The following is a 15053-nucleotide window of genomic DNA, read 5'->3' as shown; positions in this document are numbered from 1 at the left end:
TAAGCAGAGGCGCGTTCAAACCGCAAACATGTGTGACGCTCATCACGGTTTGCGAAGGCCCGGCCGAATGGCTGTCCTTCATGATCAGAAATGACCGATTTCCCGCAACGCCGGTCGTGGCCCGTGCAACTGCCTATGCTTCAGAGCGTCGGCGGCACGCCGGCACGCCGCAGCCGTCCGGGGAGAGGGCTACGCACCGATGGGCATCGACGAGGAGCCGGACGCCTCCCGTTCGGCCGTTCGGCCGGCTGGAGCGCATCGCCGGGCAAAGCACCGCAGAGCGGACATCCCACCCGAACCATCCCGAACTCACCTGACCCGCCGGGCGTTACTGCGCTGGCTCGCCGTCGGCACCGCCTTCGCGGCGATCAGCGGGGAGGAGGTCCTGCGCCGCTCGCTGACCGGCGAGACCCGGCTCGTCACCCCGGCCGCCGTCATCGGGACGACCCCGACCGAGGCCGCCGGACCGATGGGCCCCGACGGCGGCCACGGCGGCGCCCCGCCGGACGGCACCGGCCCGCCGGGCAGCGGAGCCCCCGAACAGCCCGCCCCCGCGCCCACCGTGGACCAGGGCGGACGCCGCTGGTCCGACCGGGCCGGCTGGGGCGGCAACCCGCCCGGCCCGCGCAGCGCCGTACGGATCACCGACCGGGTGCTGCTCGACACCGACGCCGAGGTCGGCTCCCTGCTGGTCGAGCCCGGCGGCGCGCTCACCTTCGCCGCCGACCGCACCCTCACCCTCGCCGCCACCGGCAACGTCGAGGTCCGCGGCGCCCTCGCCCTCGCCCCCGACGGCGCCCACGTCCACACCCTGCGCTTCCCCGGCGTCGACGAGAAGCGCTTCCAGGGCGACGGCATGAAGGTGGTCGACACCGACGTCGGCCTCTGGGTCACCGGCGCCGGCTACCTGCGACTGGACGGCGCCGCCAAGACCGCCTGGGTCCGCGCCGAGGGCGAGCTCAGGGCCGGCGACACCGCCCTCGCCCTGGCCGCCCCGCCCGCCGGCTGGCTGCCCGGCGACGAACTCGCCGTCACCCCGACCGGCCCGCCCGACCAGGAGGGCTTCGCCGACCGCTACGACCTCGTCACCATCCGGTCCGTCAGCGGAACCACCGTCACCCTGGACACCCCGCTCGAGCACCCCCACCCGAAGGTCGCCGCCGGAGGGGGCGTCACCGTCGGCGCCGAGGTGCTCAACCTGACCCGCAGCGTCCGGGTCGAGGGCACCGCGAAGGGCCGCAGCCACGTCCACCTCACCAGCTCCCGCCGCGCCGACGTCCGGCACACCGCGCTGCGCTGGGTCGGCCCGCGCGCCGGTACCAAGGAGACCTGGAAGGGCCCGGACGGCTCCGCCCCGGTCACCGCGCCGGTGCTCGGCCGCTACGGCCTGCACTTCCACCGGCTCGGCGACGCCGCCCGCGGCACCGTCGTCGAGGGCGTGGTGGTCCGCGACGCCGGCAGCCACGCGTACGTCCCGCACGCCAGTCACGGCATCACCTTCCGCGGCTGCATCAGCCACGAGACCTGGGAGGACGCCTACTGGTGGGACGGGCCGCTGGACACCCGCACCCCCCAGCAGCCCTCCGACGACATCGTCTACGAGTCCTGCGTGGCCTCCCGCACCCTGCTCGAACCCAACCCCCGCGCCTACCGGCTGACCGGCTTCAACCTCGGCGCCGGCACCGGCGGCAAGGCGCTGGACTGCGTGGCGGTCGGTGTGCGGGGGGCCAACGGCGCCTCCGGCTTCGAGTGGCCGGAGAACAGCGAGGGCGTCTGGACCTTCCAGCGCTGCCTGGCCCACAACAACCTGCAGGATGGCATCTTCGTCTGGCTCAACGCCAAGCAGCACCATGTGGTCACCGAGTTCGCCGCCTACCACAACGGCGGCTGGGGCATCGAGCACGGCGCCTACCTCAACGACTTCGACTACACCGCGAGCGTGCTCTACGGCAACGCAGCCGGGGGAGTGGCCCTGCACGCGCTCGGCCGGGACAAGGGCACCGTCTTCGACGGCCTGCTGATCGACGCCGCCGGGCACAGCGACTTCGCGGTCTCCACCACCCGGCACGAACTCGCCGGCGAGTCCGTCACCTTCGGCCGCTGCCGCTTCACCGGCTACCGCCGGGCCGGGATCGCCTTCCGCGCCGGGGCCGACGGCAAGCCGGACGACCTGCTGGTACTGGACTGCGAGTTCGGAGGCAACGAACTGTGGCTGGACCCGGAGGCCGGGCCGCCCAAGAACATCCTGCTGCGCCGGGCCGGCTCCACCGAGGTGCTCCAGGTGCGCCGGGCCGGCGAGGAGGGCACCGCCCAGCCGCAGTGGAACGCCGCCGCGGCCGTGGTGCCCACCCTGGCCGGCCAGTCGCGGCCGGTGCAGCCGCCCGCGCTGCGACTGAAGGACGCCGCCGCGCCCACCACCCGGGTGGGCCGGTAGACGCCGGAGGGCCCGGAACGGACGAACCGTTCCGGGCCCTGCGCGCGGTGGCTTCGCGCGGTGGGTGCTACTGGGCGGCGTGCCGGCCGGCGGCGCGCGCCGCGCCCTCCTCCGCGCCGGCCTCCTCGGCCCCGTCCTCGGGGTCGAAGGCCGGCAGCGTGGCCAGGTAGGTGGAGGCGACCAGCTGGCCGACCGCCTGGTACGCGCCCAGCGGCGCGGCCGACGGGCAGCCGGACTCCTCGGCCGCCGCGGCGAGCAGCTCGGCGTCCGCCTCGGGGCCGATCACCAGCGGGGCCAGCGCCGGGTTCTGGGCACCCATCTCCTTGAGGTGGGCGACGGCGTCGGCCACCGAGCCGGGCAGGTCCAGCGCGGCGGCGACCACCGGCACGGCGAGCCGGGCGGCCAGCAGCATGCCGGTGATGCCGGCGGCGTCGGCGGCGACCTGCCCGCCGACGGTGGTGAGCACCACGCCGTCGGCGGCGGTCGCGATGGCGAACAGCCGGGCCCGGTCGGCGCGCGCCAGCCCGGCCTCGGAGAGGCGGACGTGGACGGCTTCGGCGAGCAGCGGGTGCGGGCCGAGCGCGTCGGTCACCGGGGCGCCGTACTGGGCGGCCAGCGCGTGCAGGTGGGGGAGGAAGTCGTGCGGGCCGGGCACCAGCGGCACCACGACCGGCGCGGGCAGGCCGGCCTCGGCCGCCTCCGCCAGCAGCTCGGCGACGGTGCGCTCACCGCCAGCCTCGCCCTCGTTGCCACCGGAGGGCAGGTAGCCGGCGGCGGTCCGCACGCCGTTCTGCTCGCTGCGGACGATGGACAGCAGCTCCTCGACGACGGGCCGGGATTCCGGCCCGGCGGCCGCGGGGACGGCGAGCAGCAGGGCCGGGGAACCGGCCGGGATCTCGGGGCGCTCGGGACGGCGGTGGCGCCCCCGCGCACGGGAGCCTGGAGTGCGGACGGGCAGTGGCGCGCCCGGGATGGCTGCGGTGCTCATGGCGGAGATCGTAGGACATCGGTCCGCCCGCCCCGCAGTCGGCTGCCGAACCGAGGGGGACGGCCACCGTGAAAACCGGACATAACCGGCCCTCGGGCGGCAGTTCTCCCGGTACCCGTTCAGATGCGCCGGAACGGGAACCGCGTTGCCGGTCCGGCGCGTGAGATGTCTCACAGCGCGCGGGCGGCCTGACGGAGGGTCACGAAAGGGCGACTCCGGGCGTTCGAAGATCAACAATCGGAGGGTGACCGCCTACGGGCGGTTATCGGTGGCTTGCCGATTCAGTCGGCTTTGTCCGTTTACGTACCGTCAGGCGGGCGCCTCGTGAAGAGTTCCGGTTCGGTGTCGAAAAGGCCGTGCACCTGCAACGTCCCGTGCTGATGCACGTGCACTGGAGCTATCATCACGTCAAGTGAGGCGGTGTGCCGGGCCGGTACGGGGCCGGCCCGTCCGTTCGGCCGGGGCCGGGGCGCCGAGCTGAACGACCCACTCCGGAGCTCTTCGGGAGATTTCTATGCACGACACGCACGACACGTTCGACACGTCCGACACGTACAACGGGATGGCCGCGACCGACCTTGAGGGCGTGGTCTGGCAGAAGAGCCTGCACAGCAACTCCCAGGGCAATTGCGTCGAGTTCGCCGCACTCCCCGGGGGCGAGGTGGCGATGCGCAACTCGCGGTTCCCGGACGGTCCGGCGCTCATCTACACCCGCGCCGAGATCGCCGCACTGCTCCTGGGGGCGAAGGACGGGGAGTTCGACCACCTGGCGGTCTGACCGGCCGCCGGCTTCACATCGGGGGGCCGTCGTGGGTGCTGACACCACGACGGCCTTTGTCTTTTCCTGAAGGCCTCGCCCGGAGCCGTCGCTCCGGAGCCTTGTTCCGGTCCGGAGCCGTCGTTCCGGAGCCGTCGTTCCGGAGCCGTCGTTCCGGGCCTTCGCCGCGAAGCCTTCGTCGCGCGGTCCCGTCCGGACCGCCGCCGCGCGCGGATCACGGCGCCGCCACCACCGGTGGGCCGCCGGTGCCCGCTGCCCGAGGGCCGCCGGTCGCCGCTGCCGGGGTGCCGTTCGCCGTGCTGTGGTGATTCCACGCGCTCGCGCCGTCGGACGCGATGCCCTCGGACGTCGGTCAGGCCGAACGCCGGTGCCGTCCGCCGAACTCGGCCACCGGGGCGGGCGCCAACCGCTGCGCCTCCTCCGCCTCGAACAGCGCCCAGACGACCTTGCCGCTGCCCAGCGGGTGCCAGCCCCAGGAACGGCTGAACGAGTCGACCAGGTGCAGGCCCCGGCCGGACTCCGCCACGAAGTCCGCCTCCCGGGCCACCGGGCCGGCGCTGCTGGGATCGCTCACCGCGCAGACGATCTGGGGGGCGCGGTGCACGAGGCTTATTCGGATCGGCAGCCGGCTCTCCGCCGCCGGATGCGTGGGAAAGTCGTAGTCGTCCGCCGCGGTGGGACACGCGCCGATCGCGTGCCGCAGCGCGTTGGTCACCAGCTCCGATGCCACCAGCGCGACGTCGTCGAAGAGCTCGCCCAGCCCCCAGCGCTGCAGGGCGGTCCTGGCGAAGTCGCGCGCGGTTCTCACAGCCTCATAGCGGGGAGCGAGCGTACAGGTGACCACATGGGGGTCGACTGCCAAAGCCGTTCCGGTGCTCATGAAGAGCTCCTCCCATAAGGGGGCGGACACGGCTGGACCCGCCGGGGTCATGCCGGTCACCTCCGACTCGCTCGGCCGCGAGGCCGCCCCTCGACCAGGCGCGCGCGCACGAGGGCCCGGAGGCGCGGGGGCGCTGCCGGGCCGGTGCACGGAATCGCGCGTGGGGTCGACGCGGAGCCCGCGGGATTGCCAGGGATGTGCAGGTGCACGTGCACCATCGTGCTCTGCGCTCACTGCAGATGCAAGAGTCGATTCACGTGCAGTCGTTCAAATGGCATATGCAAGCGCCGGATGCACGTGCATCCTGGTGCATGGAGTGCAGAACTGATAGGAACATCCGTCAGTATCGGCACCGTGAGCGCTCAACTGATGGCAGACTGTGCGCTGTTTGCCCTAGGTGGAGGTTAGGACCGCATGACCACAGTTCAGCCGGGCGGCGGCTCGATGGTCCGCCGGATCCTCCTCGGCTCCCAGCTGCGCCGGCTCCGCGAGACGCGCGGCATCACCCGCGAGGATGCGGGCTACGCGATTCGCGCCTCCGAGTCCAAGATCAGCCGCATGGAACTCGGCCGGGTCAGCTTCAAGGAACGCGACGTCGCCGACCTGCTCAGCCTCTACGGCGTGGACGACGGCCTCGAACGCGAGGCTCTGCTCGGCCTGGTCCGCGAGGCGAACAAGTCGGGCTGGTGGCACAGCTTCAACGACGTCCTGCCGGGCTGGTTCCAGACCTACGTCGGCCTCGAGGAGGCCGCTGCCCTCATCCGTACCTACGAGGTCCAGTTCGTCCCCGGCCTGCTCCAGTCCGAGGAGTACGCACGGGCGGTTTTCGGCCAGAGTCGGCCGGTGATCAGCGAGGAGGAGGTGGAGCGCCGGGTCAGCCTGCGCATGCGCCGCCAGAAGCTGCTCACCGAGGGCAACAGCCCGCGGCTCTGGGCGGTCATCGACGAGGCCGCGCTGCGCCGGCCGGTCGGCGGGCCGAAGGTGATGCGCGGCCAGGTCCAGTACCTGATCGACGCCGCCGAGCAGGCCAACGTGGTCATCCAGGTCATGCCGTTCCGCTTCGGCGCGCACGCGGGTGAGTCCGGTGCGTTCACCATCCTGCGCTTCCCCGAGCAGGACCTCGCCGACGTGGTCTACCTGGAGCAGCTGACCAGTGCGCTGTACCTGGACAAGCGCGACGACGTGGACGCCTACATCCAGGTCATGGAACGGCTCTGCGTGGACAGTCTCACGCCCGAGCGCACCATCGACCTGCTGTCCTCGATCCTGAAGGAGCGCTGAGCGCGAGCCGGGAGCCGACCGGGAGAACGGGAACCGGGAGACCAGGGACCGGGACACCGGGAGGTGACCGGAGCACGACGGGGGAGCGGCCGCCGGGCGCCGCGGGTCAGCCGCGGGCCGGCGGCCGTTCCCGTTCCGGCGGGAGCGGCTGCGGCGGGCGGCCCAGCTGCCAGGGCAGGTCGTAACGGCGGAACAGGTCGGCGCGGATCGGGGCCAGCGGCAGCTCCGCCCCGGGCAGCAGCAGGCCTATGCAACCGCCCATCAGCGCACTGCGCAGCACCGCGTGCTCGGCCGCCGGGTCGGGCGCGCCCCAGTCGCGCAGCAGCCCTTGGAGGAGGGCGCCGAGCCGCTGCTGCTCCGGGTCCTGGACGAAGGCGCCGGTGTCCGGGTCGAGGATCAGCGCGAGGTGCGAGCGCATCACCCGCGGGTGGTCCACGGCCAGGCCGAGCACCGCGTCGATGGCCCGGGCGAGCCGGGCTTCCGGACCCGCGTCCGGGGCCAGCTCGTCGAGGGCGGCGGAGAGCGTCCGGTGCATCATCCGGTGGGTCGCGGACTGCATCAGCAGCCGTTTGCCGTCGAAGTAGTAGGACAGCAGCCCGCGCGCGAGTCCGGCCCGCTCGGCGATGTCGGTCAGCGTGGTCCCGGCGTATCCGCGCTGGTCGACCAGTTCGACGGTGGCCCGCATGATGCGTCGCCGGGAGCGCTGACGCATCTCCTCATTGACCGAATCCCCGCGAGGTGCCATCGTGTCTGCTCCGTACGTTCGTTGGCTGGCGGCCAATATACTGGCCGGGCCGACGGGCGAACCGCGGTGTCCGGCCCTTGGTCGGGCGGTCCGGTTCGGTTCGTACGGAGGCGCCGGCTCTACCAACACGGGGGTTTGGTAGAGCCGGCGCCCGGTCCGAGGGCGGGGGCCGGACACGGGTGCCGGGAACCCCGGGTCGGGGACCGGGCCGCCCGTCGTCCGGTGCTCGGCGCTCAGCTCTTGCTGAGGATCTCGTCGCGCCGCTCAGCCAGGTCTTCCCGGCTTACTGACGGATAATCATAGTCCAGCACCGGCAGGGGAGTTGCCTTCTTCCGGCGGTCGAGTACGGCGCCGGTCACCGCGATCAGCAGCCCGACCAGTGCGACCCCGGTGACGAAGAGCAGTGCGGGCCGGTAGCCGTCCAGCTGGGCCTGGGCGCTGGTGCCGCCGCCGTTGCCGGCGGTGATGATCGCGGTGGCGCCGGCCAGCACGACCGCGGTGCCCACCTGGATCGCGGTGTTCACCAGCCCGGAGGCGAGCCCCTGCTCCTCGTCGGCCACCCCGTCGGTGGCGGCGATGTTGACCGAGGGGAAGGCCAGCGCGAAGCCGACGCCGAGCAGGACGATCGACGGGAGCACCAGCGCCGGGTACGAGCTGTGCTCGTCCAGCCGCAGGAACAGCGCGAACGCGCCGACCAGGGCGAGCAGGCCGATCGGCAGCAGCCGGCCGGTGCCGAAGCGGTCCACCACCGGGCCCATGAACGGTGCCGAGAGGGCGATCATCGCCCCGGCCGGGAGCAGTCCGAGCGCCATCGCCAGGGCCGACCAGCCGAGCAGGTCCTGCAGGTAGAGGGTGACCACGAACTGGAAGCCGCCGTACGCGCCGGCCATCGCGAAGGCGATCACGTTGGCGCGGGCGACCCCGCCGTTGCGGAAGATGCCGAGGCGCACCAGCGGGTGCGCGGTGCGGCTCTCGACCACCAGGAAGGCCGCGACGAGCAGCACCACGACGGCGAGCGAGCCCAGGGTGCGCAGGCTGAGCCAGCCCGCGCCCTGGGCCTCGGTGGCGGTGTAGACCAGCAGCAGGACGGAGGCGGTTCCGGTGATCGCGCCGAGCACGTCGTAGCGGCCGTGCGCCTTCTCCTCGGCCGGGCGGGGGAGCAGCCGGACGGCGAAGGCCAGGGCGATCAGCGCGATCGGGACCGGCATCAGGAAGGTCCAGCGCCAGCCGACCGAGGTGAGCAGCCCGCTGAGCACCAGTCCGAGGGAGAAGCCGCTGGCGCCGCAGGTGGTGTAGATGGACAGTGCCCGGTTGCGGGCCGGGCCCTCGGGGAACGTCGTGGTGATGATCGACAGGCCGGCCGGGGCGGTGAAGGCGGCCGCGACGCCCTTGAGGAAGCGGGCGGCGATCAGCAGGCCGCCGTCGTCGACCAGGCCGCCGAGCAGGGAGGCGGCGGCGAAGACGGCGAGCGCGGTGAGGAAGACCCGGCGGCGGCCGAGCAGGTCGGCGGTACGGCCGCCGAGCAGCAGCAGGCCGCCGTAGCCGAGCACGTAGCCGGAGACCACCCACTGCAGGGTGGAGGTGGAGAGGTGCAGTTCGGAGCCGATGGACGGGAGGGCGATGCCCACCATCGAGACGTCCAGGGCGTCCAGGAAGAGCGCGGCGCAGAGCACGATCAGGGTGCCCCAGAGGCGAGGGGTCCAGTGGCCTCCGGCAGCTGACGGTGCGTCGGATGTCGTGGCGGTCGCTGTGGTCATGGCCCAAGAGACTACATGCATGTGCATCCAATGCAAGTGAATAAGATGTTAACGCATAAGTTGCTGGCGCCTGTGGTACGGTGGCGCCGTGGCTGAACTCGACTCCCCGGCGGAGGCAGGTCTGGTCGCCCAGTGGCGCGACCTGCTGGCCCGGCATGCCCAGACCTCCTGCCTGCTCGACCGTGAGCTCGGCGAGAAGTTCGGCCTGGGCATGAGCGAGTTCGAGGTGCTGGAGCGCCTGGTCGAGGGCTGCGACGGCACCGGTCACGGGCTGCGGGTCCAGGAGCTGGCCCCCACCGTGCACCTCAGTCAGAGCGCGCTCTCCCGGCTGATCGGCCGGCTGGAGAAGGCCGGGCTGGTCACCCGTGCGATGTGTGTCGAGGACCGGCGCGGCATCAAGGTCGCGCTGACCGAGGAGGGGCACCGGCGCTACAACGAGGCGCGCCCGCTGCACCGCGAGGTGCTCTCGCTCACCCTGGCCGACGACCCGGAGCCGGCCTGCGGCTCCCCGATCGCCGACTGACCTCTCGCCAACTCGCCGGTGTTTCCGGCCGGTTGCACGTCACGGCAGTCCCGGTCCTCCCGGCGTTGCCGGTGGCCCCGATGGCCCCGGCGGTCAGCGCAGGGCGAGCAGTCCCGGCGCGGCGGCCAGCACCACGACCGCGGCGGGCGTCGCCAGGGCGAACAGAGTCACCTGCAGCCGGCCCGGCACCGACAGTCGCGGCCGTCCCGCCAGCAGCCGGTCCACCCGCTTCGGGGACTGCGCCAGCCCGGGCGGGCAGGAGCCGAACACCCCGCGTCCCAGATTGATCTCGGCCAGCGCCAGCGCCGTGGTGTGCCGCCCGTGCCGGCGCGCCGCCCGGTCGTCCGCCGCCAGCTCCACCAGCTCGCCGACCTGGTCCCGGAAGGCGCTGAACACCCCGACCCCGGGGAATCCGGAAGCGAGCGCCTGGGCGACCTGCGCCAGCCAGTGGTGCCGGGCCCGGACGTGCCCGCGCTCGTGGCTGAGAACCGCCGCCAGCTCCCGGTCCGTCAGCTGCCGCATCGCCCCGGTGGTCACCACCAGCCGGGAGTCCTGCCCCGGCAGCGACCACGCCTCCGGGCGGACGTTCTCCAGCACCACCAGCCGCTCCCGGCGCGGCCGGGCGCCCTGACCGGAGGCCGGCTCGATCGACTCCGGCAACGGCGGTGACAGCTTCGCCAGTTGGGCGTGCCGCCGGGCGCGCAGCGCCTTCGCCGTACGGACCTCGCGGGTCAGCGCGAACGCCGTCTGCAGAGCGCCCGCCGCCAGCACCGCCGCGCACAGCCGCCCCCAGCCCTCGGCGTTGTGCAGCCCGTACGCGGCCTCGACGCCGTTCGGCGCGCAGGAGAACAGCACCTCCCGCAGGGCGGGCAGGGCGGCCATCGCGGCCAGCACCAGGCTCAGCGCGCAGCACAGCAGCACGGCCACCACCAGGCACTGCCAGACCAGCAGCGCCAGCACCGGTTCCCGCTCCACCCAGCGCGCCCGGGCCAGCAGCCGGGGAGCGGCGGTGGCGAGCAGCAGTCCGAGCAGCAGCAGGCCGAGCAGGGCCGTCATGGCATGGGCTCCCCGAGGGCAAACGGAGCGCGACAGTGCGCTTCCCGCCAACTTATGCGCTGCCGGGGTGCGGTGGTACGACTTTCGGTCGCCCAGTGACCAACGCCACGACCGCGCTCCGGCGTGGCGGCTTCCCGTGGCGCCGTACGGCGGCCGGACGGTCCCGGTGCGGACGTCCTACATGGTCAGGAGCATGGCGAACATGCCGATGACCACCGACAGCCGGCAGGCCCGGGGCAGCCCGGCCGCCGCGGGCACCGGCACCGCCCCGCCGGGCCCGCTCAGCAGCCGGCTGCCGGACCACAGCGCGTACCCGCCGAAGTAGACGAGCAGCGCGCCGGTCAGCGCCGGCGAGCCCGCCGCCGCGTGGTGCCCGGCGTGGCCGGGGGCGGCCGTCATCACCAGCGCCATGTACGTCATCGCCAGCGCGCCGACCGCGTGGTGCAGCCGGTGCGCGCGCCGGGCCGGCCGGCACAGGGCCACGAGCAGCAGGAGCACCGCGGGCGGACCGTACACCCAGGCCCACACCTCACCCGGTACGGCCGTCCCGGTCACCGCCATGGCCGCCATCCCGCAGCCCATCAGTCCCTCGGCCAGGTCCGACTCGTGGGCGCGCAGCCGCCGCGGTCCGGCGCCCGCGGGGACGGGCGCGCCGTCCGCCGGAAGACACGGGGCGTGGCGCAGCCGGGAGAGGCAGTAGCCCCCGGAGGCCGCGGAGAGCACGGCGAGCAGCCAGCTGACCAGGTTCGGACCGTGCAACGGCGGCCTCCCGGGCGGCGCGGACGGGCGTCCCGTCCACGATCGGCGCCCGCCGCCGCCCGCAGCAGGGCGCGAACGGGGGCGCACGGAGGTGCCGGTCGGGAGGCCGGGCGCGGAACCTCCCCCCGGTGGCGGGGCCCGGAGCCGCGCGGCATGGTCGCCTTGGGGGATTCGCCCGGCCTGTCCGGAAGATCCCACCGACCGTGCGCGCGGCCGCCGTTCGCGCCCCGGACACGCGTCGCCGTAGATCCGTCGCTCGGCCCCCCCTTGAACGGAAGAACCTTTCGTACTTATGGTTGTCTCGTTGAAACCCTCCTGTCGAAGTGAGTCCCCGATGCAGAATCTTTCGTCAAGGCTCGCTGTGGCGGCCGACGCCCCGGCCCAGAACCTCGCCGAGCACCCGGCCTGGCTGCGTCTGAAGGACGCCGTCGAGACCCTGCGCCCCCTGCAGTCCAAGGACGGCTCCATCGACCTGGCCTCCGTGCAGCGCCACACGGTCGACCCGCTGGTCGCCACCGTGCGCACCGCCGTCGCCGAGCTGGCCCCGCACTTCCCGCACGACGCCGCCTACCTGGCCGCCGTCGACGCCGACCTGGCCAAGTGGGCCGACACCGGCTACCGGGAGCCCGACTTCCTGGACTCGCTGCTCGCCTTCCAGCCCGCCGACCAGCGCGAGGACGGCCTGCAGCACCTGGTCGTCTTCCCGATGTACACCCAGAACGGCAACCCGGACCGCAACCTCGAAGCCGTCCTGCTGAACGTCGTCTGGCCCGAGTGGCTCGCCGAGCTGGAGCGCACCCGCTTCGACAACCCGATGTTCGTGCCGATCACCTTCAACGACTTCACGGCCGGCTACGACACCAACTCCGCCGTCCTCTTCCCCGAGACCGTGGCCGTGCGCAAGGCGCCGGAACGTTTCACCTGGGGCGGCATCTTCTGCGACCGCGAGGCCGCCCGCTTCCGCGTCGTCTCCACCAACGCCGTCGAGCAGCTCGGCCTGGAGATCCCCGCCGACGCCGCCGCCCTGCTGGAGGACCAGGAGCGCTCGCAGCAGACCTTCGTGCTCTGGGACCTCATCCACGACCGGACCCACAGCCACGGCGACCTGCCGTTCGACCCCTTCATGATCAAGCAGCGCAGCCCGTTCTGGATGTACGGCCTGGAGGAGCTCCGCTGCGACCTCACCACCTTCAAGGAGGCGGTGCAGCTGGAGACCGAGGGCAACGAGCACGCCCGCGACGTCCAGTACGCCGTCCTCTTCGACCGCCTCTTCCGCTTCCCGGTCAGCGGCGACCGCGTGCGCAACTACGACGGCATGGGCGGCCAGCTGCTCTTCGCCTACCTGCACAAGAACAACGCCCTCCAGTGGCGCGACAACCGCCTCAGCATCGACTGGGAGCGCGCCCCGCAGGTCACCAACGCCCTCTGCGCCGAGATCGAGACCCTCTACCGCGACGGCATCGACCGCCCCAAGCCGGCCCACTGGATCGCCGCCTACGAGCTGGTCTCCCGCTACCTCACCCCGCACCCCGCCTCCACCTGGGCGAAGGGCACCGAGGCGCTCCCGCTCGACATCACCGACGGCAAGGCGCTCAACAAGGCCCTGTGCGACGCTGTGCTCCCCGACGAGTTCCCGCTGAGCATGTTCTACGAGGCCCTCTCGAAGAAGCTCGGCGGCGTCATCGCCTCGACCGCCGGCATCACCGGTGCCGGCCTGCAGGGAGCTGCCGCGTGACCACCGCACCCAAGGGACCGCTGACCGGCAAGGTCATCGCCGTCGCCGGAGCCAGCGGCCCGGCCGGCCAGGCCGTGCTGCGCCGCCTCGCCGCCGACGGCGCCACCGTCATCGGCGCCGACATCGACGCCCGCCGCCTGGAGTCCGCGCTCGACACCGTCCGCGTCGCCGTCCGCGGCGCACGGATCAGCGGCCAGGTCATCGACCTCCTCGACCCGCAGGAGGTCCACGACTGGGCCGACCACCTGGAGGCCGAGCACGGCCACGTCGACGGCGTGATCCACCTCGTCGGCGGCTGGCGCGGCAGCAAGACCTTCTTCGACAGCCGACTCGACGACTGGGACTTCCTGCACGACACCGTCGTGCGCACCCTCCAGCACACCTCGCTGGCGTTCCAGCCCGCCCTGCTCCGCAGCGAGTCCGGCCGGTACGCGATGATCTCCGCCGCCGCCGCCCACAAGCCCACCGCGGGCGGCGCCGCCTACGCCGCCGCCAAGGCCGCCACCGAGGCCTGGACGCTCGCCATGGCGGACTCCTTCCGCAAGGAGACCACCGCCGAGGACGGCAAGCCCACCGCCGCGGCTGCGATCCTGGTGATCAAGGCGTTGGTCAGTCCCGAGATGCGGGCCGAGAAGCCGGACGCCAAGTTCACCGGCTTCACCGACACCGCCGACCTCGCCGCCCACCTGGCGGGCCTCTGGGACCGCCCCGCAGAAGAACTGAACGGACAGCACCTGTGGCTGACAGCCCGATGACCGACCCCTCCGCGACCGACCCCTCCGGCCGCACCGACGCGGTACGGCGGCACGACCCCGCCGTCCGCGGCTTCGCCAGCGACAACTACGCCGGCGTGCACCCCGAGGTCCTCACCGCGATAGCCCTCGCCAACGGCGGCCACCAGATCGCCTACGGCGAGGACGACTACACCACCCACCTGCAGGACGTCTTCCGCCGCCACTTCGGCGAGCAGGCCGAGGCGTACCCCGTCTTCAACGGCACCGGCGCCAACGTCGTCGCCCTGCAGGCCCTGCTCCCGCGCTGGGGCGCGGTGATCGCCGCCGAGAGCGCCCACATCAACGTGGACGAGGGCGGCGCACCGGAGAAGATGGGCGGCATCAAGCTGCTCACCGTCCCCACCCCGGACGGCAAGCTCACCCCCGAGCTCATCGACCAGCAGGCCTGGGGCTACGGCGACGAGCACCGTGCGCAGCCGCTCGCGGTCTCGATCACCCAGAGCACCGAGCTCGGCACCCTCTACACCGTGGAGGAGATCCGGGCGATCGTCGACCACGCGCACCAGCTCGGCATGCTGGTCCACGTGGACGGCTCGCGGCTGGCCAACGCCGCCGCCTCGCTCGGCGTCCCGCTGCGCGCCTTCACCACGGACGTGGGCGTCGACGTGCTGTCCTTCGGCGGCACGAAGAACGGCCTGCTGTTCGGCGAGTGCGTGGTCGTGCTCAACCCCGAGAAGGTCCGGAACATCAAGTTCCTGCGCAAGACCTCGATGCAGCTCGCGTCGAAGATGCGTTTCGTCTCGGTCCAGTTCGAGGCACTGCTCTCCGGTGACCTCTACCTCCGCAACGCCGGCCACGCCAACGCCATGGCCGGCCGCCTGGAGGCGGCGGTCCGCGGGATCGACGGCGTGACCGTCGTCCGCCCGGCCCAGGCCAACGCGGTCTTCGCGATCCTCCCGCGCGAGGTGAGCGAGCGACTGCAGAAGCGCTACCGCTTCTACTTCTGGAACGAGCACACCGGCGAGGTCCGCTGGATGTGCGCGTTCGACACCACGGAGGCGGACATCGACGCCTTCGCGGCGGCCATCGCCGAGGAGATGGGCCGCGCCTGAGGCGCCGCTTGAACCGCCGATCGTCCCGTCCTGCGTCAGCAGGGCGGGACGATTTGCATGTGGCGGGTCGGTCCCCGTACAGTTCCGGAGTCGCCGCGAGAGAGCGGGGACAAGCGGAAAGCGAAGTCCGATGAATGAAACTCCGGAAAACGGAGCGGAAAACATCTGATAAGCTCGAAACACGAAAGAACGAAGCGCCCGGAGGGCCGGTGTGAAAGCCGCCTGAAGGAAGCGTCCGTTCCTTGAGAACTCAACAGCGTGCCAAAAGTCA

At 72.6% G+C, this 15053-nt stretch carries 13 protein-coding genes; 7 read left to right on the top strand and 6 right to left on the bottom strand.

From position 1 onward, the window contains the following. Nucleotides 1–199: 199 nt before the first annotated feature. Nucleotides 200–2434 carry a hypothetical protein gene (locus ACFVUH_RS00065; RefSeq protein WP_387910064.1) on the top strand — a complete coding sequence of 745 codons (2235 nt, stop codon included), beginning with the start codon at nucleotides 200–202 and terminating at the stop codon, nucleotides 2432–2434. 67 nt (nucleotides 2435–2501) lie between these two features. On the opposite strand, the gene ACFVUH_RS00060 is transcribed toward ACFVUH_RS00065, so the two are convergent. After that, nucleotides 2502–3422, bottom strand: a complete 921-nt coding sequence (locus tag ACFVUH_RS00060) for a hypothetical protein (protein WP_387910062.1) — start codon at nucleotides 3420–3422, stop codon at nucleotides 2502–2504. Between the two features lie 514 nt (nucleotides 3423–3936). Between ACFVUH_RS00060 and ACFVUH_RS00055 the strand changes: the two genes are divergently transcribed. Then, nucleotides 3937–4200: a DUF397 domain-containing protein gene (locus ACFVUH_RS00055; protein ID WP_355376214.1), complete on the top strand. Its 264-nt coding sequence runs from the start codon at nucleotides 3937–3939 to the stop codon at nucleotides 4198–4200. A 352-nt stretch (nucleotides 4201–4552) separates the two neighbouring features. On the opposite strand, the gene ACFVUH_RS00050 is transcribed toward ACFVUH_RS00055, so the two are convergent. Further along, on the bottom strand, nucleotides 4553–5080 hold the full coding sequence (locus tag ACFVUH_RS00050) for an ATP-binding protein (RefSeq protein ID WP_355376211.1): 528 nt from the start codon (nucleotides 5078–5080) through the stop codon (nucleotides 4553–4555). Nucleotides 5081–5494: 414 nt separating this feature from the next. Between ACFVUH_RS00050 and ACFVUH_RS00045 the strand changes: the two genes are divergently transcribed. Next, nucleotides 5495–6361, top strand: coding sequence for a helix-turn-helix transcriptional regulator (locus tag ACFVUH_RS00045; RefSeq protein ID WP_355376209.1), 867 nt, complete (start codon nucleotides 5495–5497; stop codon nucleotides 6359–6361). Between the two features lie 106 nt (nucleotides 6362–6467). On the opposite strand, the gene ACFVUH_RS00040 is transcribed toward ACFVUH_RS00045, so the two are convergent. After that, nucleotides 6468–7073: a TetR family transcriptional regulator gene (locus tag ACFVUH_RS00040; protein WP_355376206.1), complete on the bottom strand. Its 606-nt coding sequence runs from the start codon at nucleotides 7071–7073 to the stop codon at nucleotides 6468–6470. A gap of 266 nt (nucleotides 7074–7339) precedes the next feature. After that, nucleotides 7340–8863, bottom strand: a complete 1524-nt coding sequence (locus ACFVUH_RS00035) for an MFS transporter (RefSeq protein WP_355376203.1) — start codon at nucleotides 8861–8863, stop codon at nucleotides 7340–7342. A gap of 88 nt (nucleotides 8864–8951) precedes the next feature. Here ACFVUH_RS00035 and ACFVUH_RS00030 point away from each other — a divergent pair, with 88 nt between their 5' ends. Beyond that, nucleotides 8952–9386, top strand: a complete 435-nt coding sequence (locus ACFVUH_RS00030) for a MarR family transcriptional regulator (RefSeq protein ID WP_355376200.1) — start codon at nucleotides 8952–8954, stop codon at nucleotides 9384–9386. Between the two features lie 93 nt (nucleotides 9387–9479). Here the strand turns inward: ACFVUH_RS00030 and ACFVUH_RS00025 are convergent, their stop codons facing one another. Both ACFVUH_RS00025 and ACFVUH_RS00020 read right to left on the bottom strand, forming a co-directional pair. Next, entirely contained in the window at nucleotides 9480–10442 is a 963-nt protein-coding gene (locus tag ACFVUH_RS00025) for a M56 family metallopeptidase (RefSeq protein ID WP_355376198.1), read from the bottom strand. A 177-nt stretch (nucleotides 10443–10619) separates the two neighbouring features. Further along, nucleotides 10620–11201: a DUF5134 domain-containing protein gene (locus tag ACFVUH_RS00020; protein WP_387910059.1), complete on the bottom strand. Its 582-nt coding sequence runs from the start codon at nucleotides 11199–11201 to the stop codon at nucleotides 10620–10622. Between the two features lie 334 nt (nucleotides 11202–11535). On the opposite strand from ACFVUH_RS00020, the gene ACFVUH_RS00015 reads away from it, so the two are divergent. The 3 genes from ACFVUH_RS00015 to ACFVUH_RS00005 are packed head-to-tail and all read left to right on the top strand — an operon-like array spanning nucleotide 11536 to nucleotide 14782. Beyond that, nucleotides 11536–12936: a DUF6421 family protein gene (locus ACFVUH_RS00015; protein ID WP_355376192.1), complete on the top strand. Its 1401-nt coding sequence runs from the start codon at nucleotides 11536–11538 to the stop codon at nucleotides 12934–12936. After that, nucleotides 12933–13691: an SDR family NAD(P)-dependent oxidoreductase gene (locus tag ACFVUH_RS00010; protein WP_387910057.1), complete on the top strand. Its 759-nt coding sequence runs from the start codon at nucleotides 12933–12935 to the stop codon at nucleotides 13689–13691. The genes ACFVUH_RS00015 and ACFVUH_RS00010 overlap by 4 nt, the downstream gene beginning before the upstream one ends. Next, nucleotides 13688–14782 (top strand): threonine aldolase family protein, encoded by a 1095-nt coding sequence (locus ACFVUH_RS00005; protein WP_387910740.1) that lies wholly within the window; start codon nucleotides 13688–13690, stop codon nucleotides 14780–14782. Before ACFVUH_RS00010 ends, ACFVUH_RS00005 begins: the two co-directional genes overlap by 4 nt. The last annotated feature ends 271 nt before the right edge of the window (nucleotides 14783–15053 follow it).

Source organism: Kitasatospora sp. NPDC058032 (assembly GCF_042885845.1).
GTDB lineage: Bacteria > Actinomycetota > Actinomycetes > Streptomycetales > Streptomycetaceae > Kitasatospora.
The sequence above is the reverse complement of the archived record's forward strand: the minus strand, read 5'-3'. Positions and strand labels throughout refer to the sequence as shown.

Coding starts and splice junctions, on each gene's coding strand:
- ACFVUH_RS00065 (WP_387910064.1), top strand. CDS start 200: ATGGGCATCGACGAGGAGCCGGACGCCTCCCGTTCGGCCGTTCGGCCG.
- ACFVUH_RS00060 (WP_387910062.1), bottom strand. CDS start 3,422: ATGAGCACCGCAGCCATCCCGGGCGCGCCACTGCCCGTCCGCACTCCA.
- ACFVUH_RS00055 (WP_355376214.1), top strand. CDS start 3,937: ATGCACGACACGCACGACACGTTCGACACGTCCGACACGTACAACGGG.
- ACFVUH_RS00050 (WP_355376211.1), bottom strand. CDS start 5,080: ATGAGCACCGGAACGGCTTTGGCAGTCGACCCCCATGTGGTCACCTGT.
- ACFVUH_RS00045 (WP_355376209.1), top strand. CDS start 5,495: ATGACCACAGTTCAGCCGGGCGGCGGCTCGATGGTCCGCCGGATCCTC.
- ACFVUH_RS00040 (WP_355376206.1), bottom strand. CDS start 7,073: ATGCGTCAGCGCTCCCGGCGACGCATCATGCGGGCCACCGTCGAACTG.
- ACFVUH_RS00035 (WP_355376203.1), bottom strand. CDS start 8,863: ATGACCACAGCGACCGCCACGACATCCGACGCACCGTCAGCTGCCGGA.
- ACFVUH_RS00025 (WP_355376198.1), bottom strand. CDS start 10,442: ATGACGGCCCTGCTCGGCCTGCTGCTGCTCGGACTGCTGCTCGCCACC.
- ACFVUH_RS00015 (WP_355376192.1), top strand. CDS start 11,536: ATGCAGAATCTTTCGTCAAGGCTCGCTGTGGCGGCCGACGCCCCGGCC.
- ACFVUH_RS00005 (WP_387910740.1), top strand. CDS start 13,688: ATGACCGACCCCTCCGCGACCGACCCCTCCGGCCGCACCGACGCGGTA.